Annotated in this window: 13 protein-coding genes; 11 read left to right on the top strand and 2 right to left on the bottom strand. The window is 65.0% G+C overall.

Annotated elements, in window-relative coordinates; all coding sequences use genetic code 11:
- Positions 1 to 408 precede the first annotated feature (408 nt).
- The 8 genes from I3J27_RS37575 to phoB all read left to right on the top strand — a co-directional run bounded on the left by I3J27_RS37575 (position 409) and on the right by phoB (position 8,229).
- Entirely contained in the window at positions 409 to 1,464 is a 1,056-nt protein-coding gene (locus I3J27_RS37575; protein WP_270163841.1) for a putative bifunctional lysylphosphatidylglycerol flippase/synthetase, read from the top strand.
- Positions 1,465 to 1,495: 31 nt separating this feature from the next.
- Positions 1,496 to 2,794 carry an ATP-binding protein gene (locus I3J27_RS37570; protein ID WP_270163840.1) on the top strand — a complete coding sequence of 433 codons (1,299 nt, stop codon included), beginning with the start codon at positions 1,496 to 1,498 and terminating at the stop codon, positions 2,792 to 2,794.
- 144 nt (positions 2,795 to 2,938) lie between these two features.
- Positions 2,939 to 3,952: a phosphate ABC transporter substrate-binding protein PstS gene (gene pstS, locus I3J27_RS37565; RefSeq protein WP_270163839.1), complete on the top strand. Its 1,014-nt coding sequence runs from the start codon at positions 2,939 to 2,941 to the stop codon at positions 3,950 to 3,952.
- 161 nt (positions 3,953 to 4,113) lie between these two features.
- Positions 4,114 to 5,103, top strand: a complete 990-nt coding sequence (pstC, locus tag I3J27_RS37560; protein WP_270172983.1) for a phosphate ABC transporter permease subunit PstC — start codon at positions 4,114 to 4,116, stop codon at positions 5,101 to 5,103.
- Between the two features lie 4 nt (positions 5,104 to 5,107).
- Positions 5,108 to 5,953 carry a phosphate ABC transporter permease PstA gene (gene pstA, locus I3J27_RS37555; RefSeq protein WP_270163838.1) on the top strand — a complete coding sequence of 282 codons (846 nt, stop codon included), beginning with the start codon at positions 5,108 to 5,110 and terminating at the stop codon, positions 5,951 to 5,953.
- Positions 5,950 to 6,771, top strand: a complete 822-nt coding sequence (pstB, locus tag I3J27_RS37550; RefSeq protein WP_270163837.1) for a phosphate ABC transporter ATP-binding protein PstB — start codon at positions 5,950 to 5,952, stop codon at positions 6,769 to 6,771. Before pstA ends, pstB begins: the two co-directional genes overlap by 4 nt.
- Before the next feature lie 11 nt (positions 6,772 to 6,782).
- On the top strand, positions 6,783 to 7,499 hold the full coding sequence (gene phoU, locus I3J27_RS37545; protein WP_212488983.1) for a phosphate signaling complex protein PhoU: 717 nt from the start codon (positions 6,783 to 6,785) through the stop codon (positions 7,497 to 7,499).
- A gap of 22 nt (positions 7,500 to 7,521) precedes the next feature.
- Entirely contained in the window at positions 7,522 to 8,229 is a 708-nt protein-coding gene (gene phoB, locus I3J27_RS37540; protein WP_008143479.1) for a phosphate regulon transcriptional regulator PhoB, read from the top strand.
- 102 nt (positions 8,230 to 8,331) lie between these two features.
- Here the strand turns inward: phoB and I3J27_RS37535 are convergent, their stop codons facing one another.
- Positions 8,332 to 8,844 (bottom strand): GcrA family cell cycle regulator, encoded by a 513-nt coding sequence (locus I3J27_RS37535; protein ID WP_027533132.1) that lies wholly within the window; start codon positions 8,842 to 8,844, stop codon positions 8,332 to 8,334.
- 454 nt (positions 8,845 to 9,298) lie between these two features.
- Here I3J27_RS37535 and I3J27_RS37530 point away from each other — a divergent pair, with 454 nt between their 5' ends.
- From I3J27_RS37530 to I3J27_RS37520, 3 genes are all read left to right on the top strand, one after another.
- Complete coding sequence (locus I3J27_RS37530) at positions 9,299 to 10,507, top strand: aspartate aminotransferase family protein (RefSeq protein WP_270163836.1); 1,209 nt, start codon at positions 9,299 to 9,301, stop codon at positions 10,505 to 10,507.
- The gene (gene argF / locus I3J27_RS37525; RefSeq protein WP_270163835.1) at positions 10,507 to 11,442 is read left to right on the top strand and encodes an ornithine carbamoyltransferase; all 936 of its coding nucleotides are present in this window, start codon (positions 10,507 to 10,509) and stop codon (positions 11,440 to 11,442) included. The genes I3J27_RS37530 and argF overlap by 1 nt, the downstream gene beginning before the upstream one ends.
- A gap of 279 nt (positions 11,443 to 11,721) precedes the next feature.
- Entirely contained in the window at positions 11,722 to 12,729 is a 1,008-nt protein-coding gene (locus I3J27_RS37520; protein ID WP_370691922.1) for an Hsp33 family molecular chaperone, read from the top strand.
- Between the two features lie 222 nt (positions 12,730 to 12,951).
- Here I3J27_RS37520 and apaG read toward each other — a convergent pair whose 3' ends face one another.
- Positions 12,952 to 13,344 (bottom strand): Co2+/Mg2+ efflux facilitator ApaG/CorD, encoded by a 393-nt coding sequence (apaG, locus tag I3J27_RS37515; RefSeq protein ID WP_270163833.1) that lies wholly within the window; start codon positions 13,342 to 13,344, stop codon positions 12,952 to 12,954.
- Positions 13,345 to 13,365 lie beyond the last annotated feature (21 nt).

Below are 13,365 nucleotides of genomic sequence, written 5' to 3'. Positions count from 1 at the left end.
GTCGGCCACGCAATTGTGCGCGCCGCAGCCGTCCTGCGCGGCGCGACCCCTCTTTCAACAGGGGGATGAGGTCCATAGATTGACGTTGGCTTAAGCTGTGACGGAACATTGTGCGGTCGAAATCATCAAAACTTCATCGCGACTGCGCAGGATTGCCATGGAGATTCGCCTCAAGCTTGCCGCCGAAAGCGCCAAACCGTGCATCAGGAGCCCGCAACCCTGCCTAAAATATTGAAGGCACGAGTTTTTGTTCGAATTGCCGAATTCCACTCCGCCCCAAAACGCGCTAGTGGAGGGGCAGGGGGCATGCGCGATGCCGGAGCCGGCGGCGAGGGTTCGTTGAGTGCCTGTGCGTCGCCCGCCTGTCCGCCGGCCACCCTGGCCGCTGAAGCGTTGTTCGAGGTCTAGATGCTGGAAGCCATACGCAGAGCGATGACGTTTCTGCGCCAGAAGCAAATCCTGCATAAGCTTGGAGTCGTGATCAGCGTCGCTGTCATCGGCATCGCCTGCTATGTGCTCTATCACATGCTGCGCGGCATCGACCGCAACGAGGTCATCGAGGCGATCAAGAGCACCGAGCCGAGCCAGATTGCGATGGCGGCGCTGTTCGTGGCTGCGGGCTATTTCACCCTGACCTTCTACGATCTGTTCGCCGTGCGCGCGATCGGTCACGCCCACGTACCCTACCGCATCAACGCGCTCGCCGCCTTCACCTCCTATTCGATCGGCCACAATGTCGGCGCCAGCGTCTTCACCGGCGGCGCGGTGCGCTACCGCATCTATTCGGCCTACGGCCTGAACGCGATCGACGTCGCAAAGATCTGCTTCCTCGCCGGCCTGACCTTCTGGCTCGGCAATGCCGCTGTGCTCGGCCTCGGCATCGCCTACCATCCCGAAGCCGCCGCCTCGATCGACCAGCTTCCGGCCTGGCTGAACCGGGCGGCGGCGCTGATGATCATCGTGGGGCTGGTCGGCTATGTGGTCTGGGTCTGGACCCAGCCGCGCGTGGTTGGCCGCGGGCCCTGGACGGTGGTGCTGCCGGGCGGTCCGCTGACGCTGCTTCAGATCGCGATCGGCATCGTCGACCTCGGCTTCTGCGCGCTAGCGATGTACGTGCTGGTTCCGGACGAGCCCAATCTCGGCTTCGTCGTCGTCGCGGTGATCTTCGTCTCGGCGACGCTGCTCGGATTCGCCAGTCACTCGCCCGGGGGGCTCGGCGTGTTCGATGCCGCCATGCTGGTCGGCCTCTGGCAGATGGACCGCGAGGAGCTCCTCGGCGGCATGCTCCTGTTCCGCGTCCTCTATTATCTGTCCCCGTTCGTCATTTCTGTAATCTTGCTGACGTTTCGCGAGGTTATCATCGGCGCTCGATCGAAACGCTTGCAGCAGGCGGCGCTCAAGCTCGACCCCGGCCCGGCGCCCGAAGCCGCCTATGTGAGAGAGCGCAGCGACAGCGGCGCCTGACCGGCGCAATTCCCAGGAGAAGCTCGCCCCGATGGCGATCGACGCCCCATCTTCTCCCACCGCCCAGCCTTGGTCCGACCGGCTGCGGCATTCGACCGTCATTCTGATCGCCGCGGCGCTGGCGCTGTCGGTGGTGGTCTCGCTCGGCGAATTGTCCGTGCTGCACGCCGTTGCCGTGTTTCTCTGCATCGCCGCTGCGGCGCTGGTCCCCTGGCGCCTGCATGATGCCGCGACCTCGCGCGACGATGTCCGGCGCATCAACCCGGTCGAGAGCGCCGCGGTGGCCGCGGTCGTCGCCGGCATGCCGGATCCGGCGGTGCTGCTCGACCGTGCCGGCCGCGTCATCCATCTCAATGCCGCCGCCGCCCAGCTCGCGCCGGCGCTGCGCCGGAACGAGCTCGCCCAATTCGCACTGCGCTCGCCGGAGATCATCACGGCGCTGCGGGAGTCGATCGCGACCACCGAGCCGCGGCGCGCGACCTATCTCGACCACGTCCCGGTCGATCGCTGGATGGAGCTGATCATCACGCCAGTGCCGGTGCCGACCGCCTTCGGCGGCGCCGACAAATGCATGTTGATGACCTTCCACGACCAGACGCCGCTGCGCCGGGTCGAGGAGATGCGGGCCGATTTCGTCGCCAATGCCAGCCACGAGCTGCGCACACCGCTGGCCGCGCTGTCCGGCTTCATCGACACGCTCCAGGGCCAGGCCAAGGACGATCCCAAGGCGCGGGAGCGCTTTCTCGGCATCATGCACAACCAGGCCACCCGCATGGCGCGCCTGATCGACGACCTGCTCTCGCTGTCGCGGGTCGAACTGTCGGCCCATGTCCGGCCCGACACCCTGGTCGACCTGCTGCCGATCATCCTCCAGGTCGCCGACGGGCTCGAGCCGCTGGCGCGCGAGCGCCAGGTCGAGGTCGAGACCCATCTGCCGGAGGCGCCGGTGATGATCGCGGGCGACCGCGAGGAGCTGCTCCGCCTGTTCGAGAATTTGATCGAGAACGCGCTCAAATACGGTGCCTCGGGCGGGCGTGTCATCGTGTCGCTGACACCGGCCGTGGCCACTGATGGAACTCAGGAAATCCGGGTCATGGTCCGGGATTTCGGCCCCGGCATCGCGCCGGAACATTTGCCGCGCCTGACCGAGCGGTTCTACCGCGTGGATGTCGGCGACAGCCGCTCTCAAGGCGGAACCGGACTCGGATTATCGCTGGTGAAACATATTCTTAACCGTCATCGCGGCCGGCTTTTGATCGAAAGCGTGCCCAGGCAGGGCGCCACCTTCACCGCCTGTTTTCCCCAGGTCAGGACTCCTGTCTCGGTCTGATAGTCGAGCGATTTCAATCGCTTGATGGTGTCATCCGACTGTCACGAAACCTTCGTAAAAGCACAGCCGACCGCTCCTAAAGGGGCGGGACGGGGAGCGCGATCGGGCGCGGATGGCGCTTCGCTCCCCTGTATGGAGACCAGCATGAATTTCCTCAAAACTATCGTCGCTGCTGGCTTGGTCGCCGCATCGGCGACGGCGGCCTTTGCTGCCGACATCACGGGTGCCGGTGCGACCTTCCCGTTCCCGATCTATTCGAAGTGGGCTGACGCCTACAAGAAGGAGACCGGCAACGGTCTGAACTACCAGTCGATCGGTTCCGGCGGCGGCATCAAGCAGATCCAGGCCAAGACCGTGACCTTCGGCGCCAGCGACGCGCCGCTCAAGGCCGAGCAGCTCGAGAAGGACGGCCTCGTCCAATGGCCGATGGTGATGGGTGCCATCGTTCCCGTCGTCAACATCGAGGGTGTGAAGCCCGGTGAGATGGTGTTCGACGGCGAGACCCTCGCCAGCATCTATCTCGGCAAGATCACCAAGTGGGACGACGCCGCGATCAAGAAGCTCAATCCGAACCTGAAGCTGCCCTCGGAAGCCATCACCGTGGTCCGCCGTTCGGACGGTTCGGGCACCACTTTCAACTTCACCAACTACCTCGCCAAGGCCAGCGCGGACTGGAAGAGCAAGGTCGGTGAGGGCACCGCGGTCGAGTGGCCGGTCGGCGTCGGCGCCAAGGGCAACGAAGGCGTGTCGGGCAACATCGGCCAGACCAAGAACTCGATCGGCTATGTCGAGTACGCCTATGCCAAGCAGAACAAGCTGACCTACACCGGTCTCGTCAACAAGGCCGGCAAGCCGGTGCAGCCGACCGTCGAAGCCTTCCAGGCGGCCGCCTCCAACGCCGACTGGGCCAAGGCTCCCGGCTACTACGTCATCCTGACCGACCAGCCCGGCGAGAAGTCCTGGCCGATCACGGCGGCGACCTTCATCCTCATGCACAAGGAAGCCACCGACAAGGCGGCCTCGCAGGAAGCCATCAAGTTCTTCCGCTGGGCCTTCAAGAACGGCGGCAAGGCGGCTGAAGAACTCGACTACATCCCGATGCCCGCGGGCGTCGTGACCCTGATCGAGAAGACCTGGGCTGCCGAGATCAAGAGCTAAGGCGCTCGTGCCCCGGACCTCGCGCCGGGATCTCCTCTCAAGACCTCCGCTCCGGATGCGCATCGCGCCGCATCCGGAGCGCAAGACCGACAACAAGACCTATAAAATAAGACCTGCAACAAGCGTATATAAAACGGGTACAGGGGATCGGCGTGGCTGAGATGGCTGTCGAGAGCAATGTAATTGATGCCGCCGGACCTTATGATCGCGCCAAGGCGTTGAGCGCGTTCAAGCTCGGTGACATCACGTTTTACTGGATCACGCGGCTCAGCGCGATCTCGGTGCTGCTGATCCTCGGCGGCATCATCATTTCGCTGATCGTCGGGGCCTTCCCGGCGATGAAGGAATACGGCCTCTCCTTCCTGTGGACGCAGCGCTGGGCGCCGTCGGCAGATCCCCCCGTGCTCGGCGCGCTCGGGCCGATGTACGGCACGCTCGTCACCTCCTTCATCGCGATGCTGATCGCCATTCCGGTCGGTCTCGGCATTGCGATCTTCCTCACCGAACTCTGCCCGCAATGGCTGCGCCGTCCGATCGGCATGGCGATCGAGCTGCTCGCCGGCATTCCCTCGATCATCTACGGCATGTGGGGCTTCTTCGTGCTTGGCCCGTTCCTGGCCAACACGTTCCAGCCCTTCATGATCAGGGTGTTCGACGGCGTCCCCGTGCTGGGCGCGATCTTCGCAGGTCCCCCGTCCTATCTCAGCCTGTTCAACGCCGCGCTGATCCTCGCGATCATGGTGCTGCCCTTCATCACCTCGATCTCGGTCGACGTGTTCAAGACGGTGCCGCCCGTCCTGAAGGAAGCCGCCTACGGCGTCGGCTGCACCACCTGGGAAGTCGTCCGCAGCGTGGTGATCCCCTACACCCGCGTCGGCATCATCGGCGGCGTCATGCTGGCGCTGGGGCGCGCGCTCGGCGAGACCATGGCGGTGACCTTCATCATCGGCAACTCGTTCCGGATCTCTTCATCGATCTTCGCCCCGGGCACCACGATCTCGGCGGCGATCGCGTCCGAGTTCGCCGAGAGCGACGGTCTGCACCAGTCCGGCCTGATCCTGCTCGGCCTGCTGCTGTTCGTGCTGACGTTCTTCGTGCTGGCGGGCGCGCGGCTGATGCTGATGCGGCTGGAAAAGAAGGCGGGGAACTAAAGCCATGAACCCGATCTATTCAAGCCGCCGCCGCAAGGACATCGTGGTCCGCGGGCTCTGCATCGCAGCCGCCGCCTTCGGCGTCACCTGGCTCGCGCTGATCCTGGTCACGCTGCTCTACAACGGCCTGTCCGGCCTGAACCTCGAGCTCTTCGCCGCGGACACGCCGCCTCCGGGCTCGACCGAAGGCGGTCTGCGCAACGCGATCGTCGGTTCGATCATCATGACCGTGATCGGCGTCGGCATCGGCGCGCCGCTCGGCCTGTTCGCCGGCACCTATCTCGCCGAGTACGGCCGCAACGACAAACTGACCTCGGTGATCCGCTTCATCAACGACATCCTGCTGTCGGCGCCCTCGATCATCATCGGCCTGTTCATCTACGGCGCGGTGGTGGTGCCGATGCGCGGCTTCTCGGCGATCGCCGGCAGCCTGGCGCTCGCCGTCATCGTGATCCCGGTGGTGCTGCGCACGACCGAGGACATGCTGCTGCTGGTGCCGAACGCGCTCCGTGAGGCGGCGTCCGCGCTCGGCCTGCCGCGCTCGCTGGTGATCAAGCGCATCGCCTATCGTGCTGCCCGATCGGGTCTCATCACCGGCGTGCTGCTCGCCACCGCCCGCGTCGCCGGCGAGACCGCGCCGCTGCTCTTCACCGCGCTGTCGAACCAGTTCTTCAGCCTCGGCCTGAACAAGACGATGGCGAACCTGCCGGTCACCATCAACAACTTCGTCCAGAGCCCCTACGCCTATTGGAAGCAGCTCGCCTGGAGCGGCGCGCTGCTGATCACGATCACCGTGCTTGCCCTGAACATTGGCGCGCGCATCCTTGGCGCCGAAAGGACCGCAAAATGACCGATCTTTCCGTATCGATGAGCGCGTCCGGCGGACTGCCGCAGGCGCCGGTGCTGCCGGATGCGCCTGCCAAGGTGACGGTGCGCAACCTCAACTTCTATTATGGCGAGCACCACGCGCTGAAGAACATCAACCTGGCGCTCGGCACCAACCGCGTCACGGCGTTCATCGGCCCGTCGGGCTGCGGCAAGTCGACCCTGCTGCGCATCTTCAACCGGATGTACGACCTCTATCCGGGCCAGCGCGTCACCGGTCAGCTCATGCTCGACCAGACCAATATTCTCGACCCCAGGCTGGACCTCAATCTGCTGCGCGCCCGCGTCGGCATGGTGTTCCAGAAGCCGACGCCGTTCCCGATGACGATCTACGAGAACATCGCCTTCGGCATCCGCCTCTATGAAAAGATCTCCAAGTCCGAGATGGACGGCCGGGTCGAGAAGGCGCTACGCGGCGGCGCGCTGTGGAACGAGGTCAAGGACAAGCTCAACGCCTCCGGCCTGTCGCTCTCCGGCGGCCAGCAGCAGCGCCTCTGCATCGCCCGCACCGTCGCGGTGCGGCCTGAAGTGATCCTGTTCGACGAGCCCTGCTCGGCACTCGACCCGATCTCGACCGCCAAGGTCGAGGAGCTGATCCAGGAGCTGTCCGAGAACTACACGATCGCGATCGTCACCCACAACATGCAGCAGGCGGCCCGCGTCTCCGACAAGACCGCCTTCATGTATCTCGGCGAGCTGATCGAGTTCGACGACACCAGCAAGATCTTCACGTCGCCGACCGACCGGCGCACGCAGGATTACATCACCGGCCGGTTCGGCTGAGGAGACGGGACATGGGTTCTGAACATACCGCAAAAGCCTTCGACACCGACCTCCAGGAACTCACTCGCCTGGTCGCGGAGATGGGCGGCATCGCCGAGCGCATGATCGTCGATTCCGTCGACGCGCTGATCCGCCGCGACGTCGCGCTCGGCCAGCGTGTCGTCGCCATCGACGCCGAGCTCGACGCGCTCCAGAAGAAGATCGAGGAGCGCGCCGTGCTGACCATCGCGCGCCGCCAGCCGATGGCGGTGGACTTGCGCGAAATCGTCGGCGCCATGCGCGTCGCGACCGATCTCGAGCGCATCGGCGACCTCGCCAAGAACATGGGCAAGCGCGTCGCGGCGCTGGAGACCGATTTCCATCCGCTCAAGCTGTTCCGCGGCCTCGAGCACATGACCGACCTCGTGCAGCAGCAGGTCAAGTCGGTGCTGGACGCCTATGCCGCGCACGATCTGCCGGCGGCGATGGCGGTGTGGAAGGGCGACGAGGAAGTCGACGCCATCTGCACCTCGCTGTTCCGCGAGCTCCTCACCTACATGATGGAGGATCCGCGCAACATCTCGTTCTGCATCCATCTGATGTTCTGCGCCAAGAACATCGAGCGTATCGGCGACCACGCCACCAACATCGCCGAGACCGTGTTCTACATGATCGAGGGCCAGGCGATCACCGACAAGCGGCCGAAGGGCGACATGACGACGTTCGCCACGACGGTCCCGAATACTTGAAGACTTAAGGAGCGACGACACCATGGGCGCACGCATTATGGTGGTTGAGGACGAGGAAGCTCTCACCGAGCTTCTCCGCTACAACCTCGAAGGCGACGGCTATGACGTCGAGACGGTGATGCGCGGCGACGACGCCGACACCCGCCTCAAGGAGCACATTCCCGATCTGATCGTGCTCGACTGGATGCTGCCGGGGCTCTCCGGCATCGAGCTGTGCCGGCGGCTTCGCACCCGTCCCGAGACCAAGCAGCTCCCGATCATCATGCTCACCGCGCGCGGCGAGGAGAGCGAGCGGGTGCGGGGACTTGCGACCGGCGCCGACGACTACATCGTCAAGCCGTTCTCGGTGCCTGAGCTGCTGGCGCGCGTGAAGGGCCTGCTGCGGCGCGCAAGCCCCGAGCGGCTCGCCACCGTTCTGGCCTACGGCGACATCGAGCTCGACCGCGACAAGCGCCGCGTGGCGCGCTCGGGCCGGCCGATCGATCTCGGCCCGACCGAATACCGCCTGCTGGAGTTCTTCCTGGAGCATCCGGGCCGCGTGTTCTCGCGCGAGCAACTGCTCGACAGCGTCTGGGGCCGCGACATCTACATCGACGAGCGCACCGTCGACGTACATATCGGCCGCCTGCGCAAGCTGCTCAATCTCGGCCGCGAGCAGGACCCGATCCGCACCGTCCGCGGCGCCGGTTACGCGCTGGACGACCGGTTTGCCAAGGCGGAGCAGACGTAAGGCCGGCTGCAAGCAGGCAAATAAAAAGCGCGCCGGGTGGCGCGCTTTTCTTTTTCTCGCTCGTCCTGGTTTGTGCCGGAACGATGTCGTCTGGTGCAGTGATCAGCGCGGACCCGGCTTCGGTGCCGCGCGGCGGCGATCGGCGGCCGGCTGATACGCAACCCGCGAGTGCTGGGCGCAATAGGGCAGGCCCGACAGCGCCTTGCCGCCGCAGAAGAAGAAATCCGGGCTCGAGGGATCGCCGACCGGCCAGTGGCAGGTCGCCTCGTTCAATTCCAGCAGCGACAGCCGCTGGCTCATCGGCACCACGTTGTCGTAGGTAACAGGTTCGGCCTCGACCTCGACCTCGAAGGCCTGCGCCAGCGCGGTGTTGCCGCGCGCGATCGGGCGGCTCACCCGCATCATGTGCTGCGCGGGACGCGCCTTGCGCGGCCGGGGCGCAGCAGACGAGGGGCTCTTGGCGCGGCCGGACAGACCGAGCCTGTGCACCTTGCCGATCACGGCGTTGCGGGTGACATTACCGAGCTCTGCCGCGATCTGGCTGGCCGACAATCCGGCCTCCCAGAGCTTCTTCAGTTGCTCGACGCGATCATCCGACCAGGTCAAAACCGTCATTGCACCCTTTCCTTCGCCGCGCGCCAGCCACCCTGGGGCTGCACTGCGAATGCCTAAGCCTCGAAAAACCCGTGCCGCCAGAATCCCTTAAGGCTCGCCGGGCACCGAGAGCCGCCCGAACGTTTACGCCGGTACATGAGGACTTAGAGATCAGAACTTCCGCACGAGATGTCGTATCTGACAAGCCAAACGCTACAATATGGCGTGACTCACGCGCAAGAGTCCGCCGACTCGCTTCCACATGTTCCGTGGCCAAAATCCCGCAAAATCGTCACCGCAAGACTACGGATTCAGCGTTTCGCGAGGCTTTCCGGCCGGCATTGACACCCGTCTTGCCAAGCATAAGATGCTCCCGCGTGCCGCCCTTAAAAGGCGGCACGTTTCGTTTTCCGGGCCGGTTGATGGTGCGTTGCGCAATGCACGCTCACGCCGTCCGCAACATCAAGTGACCGTCATGTCTAACAGCGCAGCACCGCATTTGCTCCCCGTTTTCGCCAGGTCCGACCTCGGTTTCGAGCGCGGCGAAGGCTGCTGGCTGATCGCGACCAATGGCGATCGCTATCTCGATTTCACCTCCGGCGTCGCAGTGAACGCGCTCGGCCATGCCCATCCCGCGCTGGTCAAGGCGTTGCAGGAGCAGGCCACCAAGCTCTGGCACATGTCGAACCTGTTCCAGAGCCCGGACGGCGAGAAGCTTGCTGCGCGTCTGTGCAACGAGAGCTTTGCGGACTTCGTGTTCTTCTGCAATTCCGGGGCGGAGGCGCTGGAGGGTGTGATCAAGCTGGTCCGCCATCATCACTTCTCCAAGGGGCATCCGGAACGCTATCGCATCATCACCTTCGAAGGCGCCTTCCACGGCCGCACGCTGGCAACGCTCGCCGCGACGGGATCTGCAAAATATCTCGAAGGCTTCGGTCCGCCGATGGACGGCTTCGACCAGATCCCGCACGGCGACATCGAGGCCGTGAAGAAGGCGATCGGTCCGCAGACCGCCGGCATCCTGATCGAGCCGATCCAGGGCGAGGGCGGTGTGCGCTCGGCAACGCCCGCCTTCCTCAAGGCGCTGCGCCAGCTCTGTGACGAGAAGGGCCTGCTGCTCGCGTTCGACGAGGTGCAGACCGGCATGGGCCGCACCGGCGACCTCTTTGCGCATCGCCGTCTCGGCGTCGAGCCCGACGTGATGTCGCTGGCGAAGGCGCTCGGCGGCGGCTTCCCGATCGGCGCGGTGCTGGCGACCGCGGATGCGGCGTCCGGCATGGGGCCGGGCTCGCACGGCTCGACCTTCGGCGGCAACCCGCTGGCGATCTCCGCTGCGAACGCCTTGCTCGACGTCATGCTCAAGCCCGGCTTCTTCGACCACGTGCAGAAGATGTCGCTGCTGCTCAAGCAGAAGCTCGCCTCCGTGATCGACCGTCATCCTGACATCGTCAATGAAGTGCGCGGTGAAGGTCTCCTGATCGGCATCAAGGCCGTGGTGCCATCAGGCGATCTTGTCGCCGCGCTGCGCAACGAAAAACTGCTCACGGTCGGCGCCGGCGACAACGTCGTGCGTTTCCTGCCGCCCTTGATCGTCACCGAAGCCGAGATCGAGGACAGCGTCGGGCGGCTGGAGCGCGCCTGCGCCGCGCTATCGTCGAGCCAGACCAAGCGGGCGGCAAGCTGATGAGCAAGTCGCCCAATAAAGCACCGAAGCACTTCCTCGATATCAACGAGCTGCCGTTGTCGGAGCTCAAGAGCATGCTCGCTGCGTCTTCCGCGATGAAGGCGAAGCAGAAGGCGCATCAGCCGGTCAGGCCGCTCGAAGGCAAAACGCTCGCGATGATCTTCGAGCGTCCCTCGACCCGCACCCGCGTGTCGTTCGACGTCGCCATGCGCCAGCTCGGCGGCGAGCCCATCATGCTCACCGGCGCCGAGATGCAGCTTGGCCGCGGCGAGACCATCGCCGACACCGCGCGCGTGCTGTCGCGCTATGTCGATGCCATCATGATCCGCATCCTCAATCACGAGGCGCTGCTGGAGCTCGCGGAGCATGCGACCGTGCCCGTCATCAACGGCCTGACGCGGCGCTCGCACCCGTGCCAGGTGATGGCCGACCTCATGACCTATGAAGAGCATCGCGGCCCGATCGAGGGCCGGACGGTGGCCTGGACCGGCGACGACAACAACGTGCTGGCCTCCTGGGCGCACGCGGCCGAGCGCTTCAAGTTCAAGCTCAATGTCGCGACGCCGCCGGAGCTTGCCCCGAAAAAGGCGATGCGCGACTTCATCAAGGCCACGGGTGCGCCGATCGTGCTCGGCACCGATCCCGAAGCCGCCGTGAAGGGCGCCGATTGCGTCGTCACCGACACCTGGGTGTCGATGGGCGACAAGGAAGGCGAGCATCGCCACAACGTGCTCAAGCCCTATCAGGTCAATTCGAAGCTGATGTCGCTGGCCAAGCCCGACGCGCTGTTCATGCACTGCCTGCCCGCCCATCGCGGCGAGGAGGTCACGGACGAGGTGATCGACGGCCCGCAATCGGTCGTGTTCGACGAGGCCGAAAACCGCCTGCACGCGCAGAAGGGCATTCTGGCCTGGTGCTTTGACGCGGTGAAGTGATCTCGGTGATGGGGCCGCGTTGATGACCCCATTCTCCGCTGTCATCCCGGACAAGCGCCGCGCAGCGGCGCGCTGATCCGGGATCCATAGCCACAGGATTGAGTTTGGCGAGGACTCGCAGTTGTCACCGCCGGATTCCCGTGATTATGGGTCCCGGGTTCGGGCCTTGCGCGCCCCGGGACGACACTGAGTTTGTCGTGCTTTCGTGCGATCCATTCTGCATCCCGGGTAGAGCCCCGCACCTCTTCCATTTCCATCCTCCGACCCCAGATAAGCGCCATGGTTTTCCAATCCCCTGACATGAAAACCGGATCCGAAGGTCCGGTTCGCGCACCATCAGCGGTTCCGATCGATGACGCCGTGCTGCCCTACGAGGTCGACGCGCTCGACGTGCGCGGTCGCCTGGTGCGGCTAGGTCCGGCGCTCGACGAGATTCTGACCAAGCATGATTATCCCGCGCCGGTCGGCAAGCTGCTCGGCGAGGCCATCGTGCTGACGACGCTGCTCGGCTCGGCGCTGAAATTCGAAGGCCGCTTCATCCTTCAGGCCCAGACCGACGGTCCGGTGTCGTTCCTGGTCGTCGACTATCAGGCGCCAGATCGCCTGCGCGCCTATGCGCGCTTCGACGCCGCGCGCCTCGGTGATGCCAAAGACTCCGGCACGCTGCTTGGCCATGGCCATCTCGCCATGACCATCGATCAGGGGCCCGACATGAGCCGTTACCAGGGGCTGGTCGCGCTCGACGGCGGCGGCCTGGAAGACGCTGCTCACGAATATTTCCTGCGCTCCGAGCAGATCCCGACGCGCGTGCGTCTCGCGGTCGGCGAGGAGTGGCGCTCGAACGACGGCGGCAAGCATCGCTGGCGCGCCGGCGGCATGCTGATGCAGTTCCTGCCGAAGGCGCCCGAGCGCGCGCGCCAGGCCGATCTGCATCCCGGCGATGCGCCCGAGGGCGCCGAGGTGCACGCTGTGGCCGAAGACGATGCCTGGGTCGAGGCGCGTTCGCTGATCGAGACCGTGGAGGACGTCGAGCTGATCGATCCCGAGCTCTCCGGCGAGCGATTGCTCTATCGTCTCTTCCACGAGCGCGGTGTGCGCGTGTTCAATCCGCTGGTCCTCAAGGCGCAATGCTCCTGCTCGCGCGACGCGGTCGCGTCCATGCTGAAGAGCTTTTCGCCGGACGACCGCACCGCCATGGTCAAGGACGACAAGGTCGTCGTGACCTGCGAGTTCTGCAGCTCGGTGTATCAGTTCACGCCGCACGAGGCGGGCGTGGAAGAGGTGTAGGCGTCGAACTCCGTCATTGCGAGCGCAGCGAAGCAATCCGGAGTCTTTCGATAGTAGCAGTCTGGATTGCTTCGCTCTGCTGGCAATGACGATGCGGCGGCGGCTTGCCAAGAGCTCAAGCATCGTAGGGTGGGCAAAGCGGAGCGGGCCCACGATCTTGCGCGAGACAGCTGGAATGGCGGGCACGGCGCTTTGCGCCTTTGCCCACCCTACGGCGCCGCGCTAATTCAGCACCCGCTTGTTGTCCGGGCTGTCCAGCGAGAACGTCGGCACGTCGATCTCGAAGCGCTCGCCGCTGGCGCTGACCATCTGGTAGCGGCCGGTCATGAAGCCGGAGGCGGTCGTGAGCGGCACGCCGGAGGTGTATTCGAAGCGTTCGCCGGGGGCGAGCGTCGGCTGCTCGCCGACGACGCCCTCGCCCTTGACCTCCTGCTGGCGGCCGGTGGCGTCGGTGATGATCCAGTGCCGCGTCTTGAGCTGCACGGTCTCCTCACCGGAATTGGTGATGACGATGGTGTAGGACCAGAAATAGCGGGAGCGGTCGGCCGACGACTGTTCCGGAACAAAGTTCGGCTCGACGGTCACTTCGATCTGGCGGGTCACGGCGCGATACATGCTGTCATCATAGCGAAATCC

Origin of the sequence: Bradyrhizobium xenonodulans, assembly GCF_027594865.1 — a bacterium.
Lineage (GTDB): Bacteria > Pseudomonadota > Alphaproteobacteria > Rhizobiales > Xanthobacteraceae > Bradyrhizobium > Bradyrhizobium xenonodulans.
The sequence above is the reverse complement of the archived record's forward strand: the minus strand, read 5'-3'. Positions and strand labels throughout refer to the sequence as shown.

Bases quoted from the DNA above. Each gene is read 5' to 3' on its own strand.
- I3J27_RS37570 (WP_270163840.1), top strand. From the start codon at position 1,496: ATGGCGATCGACGCCCCATCTTCTCCCACCGCCCAGCCTTGGTCCGAC.
- pstS (WP_270163839.1), top strand. From the start codon at position 2,939: ATGAATTTCCTCAAAACTATCGTCGCTGCTGGCTTGGTCGCCGCATCG.
- I3J27_RS37520 (WP_370691922.1), top strand. From the start codon at position 11,722: ATGGTTTTCCAATCCCCTGACATGAAAACCGGATCCGAAGGTCCGGTT.
- I3J27_RS37575 (WP_270163841.1), top strand. From the start codon at position 409: ATGCTGGAAGCCATACGCAGAGCGATGACGTTTCTGCGCCAGAAGCAA.
- I3J27_RS37530 (WP_270163836.1), top strand. From the start codon at position 9,299: ATGTCTAACAGCGCAGCACCGCATTTGCTCCCCGTTTTCGCCAGGTCC.
- argF (WP_270163835.1), top strand. From the start codon at position 10,507: ATGAGCAAGTCGCCCAATAAAGCACCGAAGCACTTCCTCGATATCAAC.
- phoB (WP_008143479.1), top strand. From the start codon at position 7,522: ATGGGCGCACGCATTATGGTGGTTGAGGACGAGGAAGCTCTCACCGAG.
- pstB (WP_270163837.1), top strand. From the start codon at position 5,950: ATGACCGATCTTTCCGTATCGATGAGCGCGTCCGGCGGACTGCCGCAG.
- phoU (WP_212488983.1), top strand. From the start codon at position 6,783: ATGGGTTCTGAACATACCGCAAAAGCCTTCGACACCGACCTCCAGGAA.
- pstC (WP_270172983.1), top strand. From the start codon at position 4,114: ATGGCTGTCGAGAGCAATGTAATTGATGCCGCCGGACCTTATGATCGC.
- pstA (WP_270163838.1), top strand. From the start codon at position 5,108: ATGAACCCGATCTATTCAAGCCGCCGCCGCAAGGACATCGTGGTCCGC.
- apaG (WP_270163833.1), bottom strand. From the start codon at position 13,344: ATGTATCGCGCCGTGACCCGCCAGATCGAAGTGACCGTCGAGCCGAAC.
- I3J27_RS37535 (WP_027533132.1), bottom strand. From the start codon at position 8,844: ATGACGGTTTTGACCTGGTCGGATGATCGCGTCGAGCAACTGAAGAAG.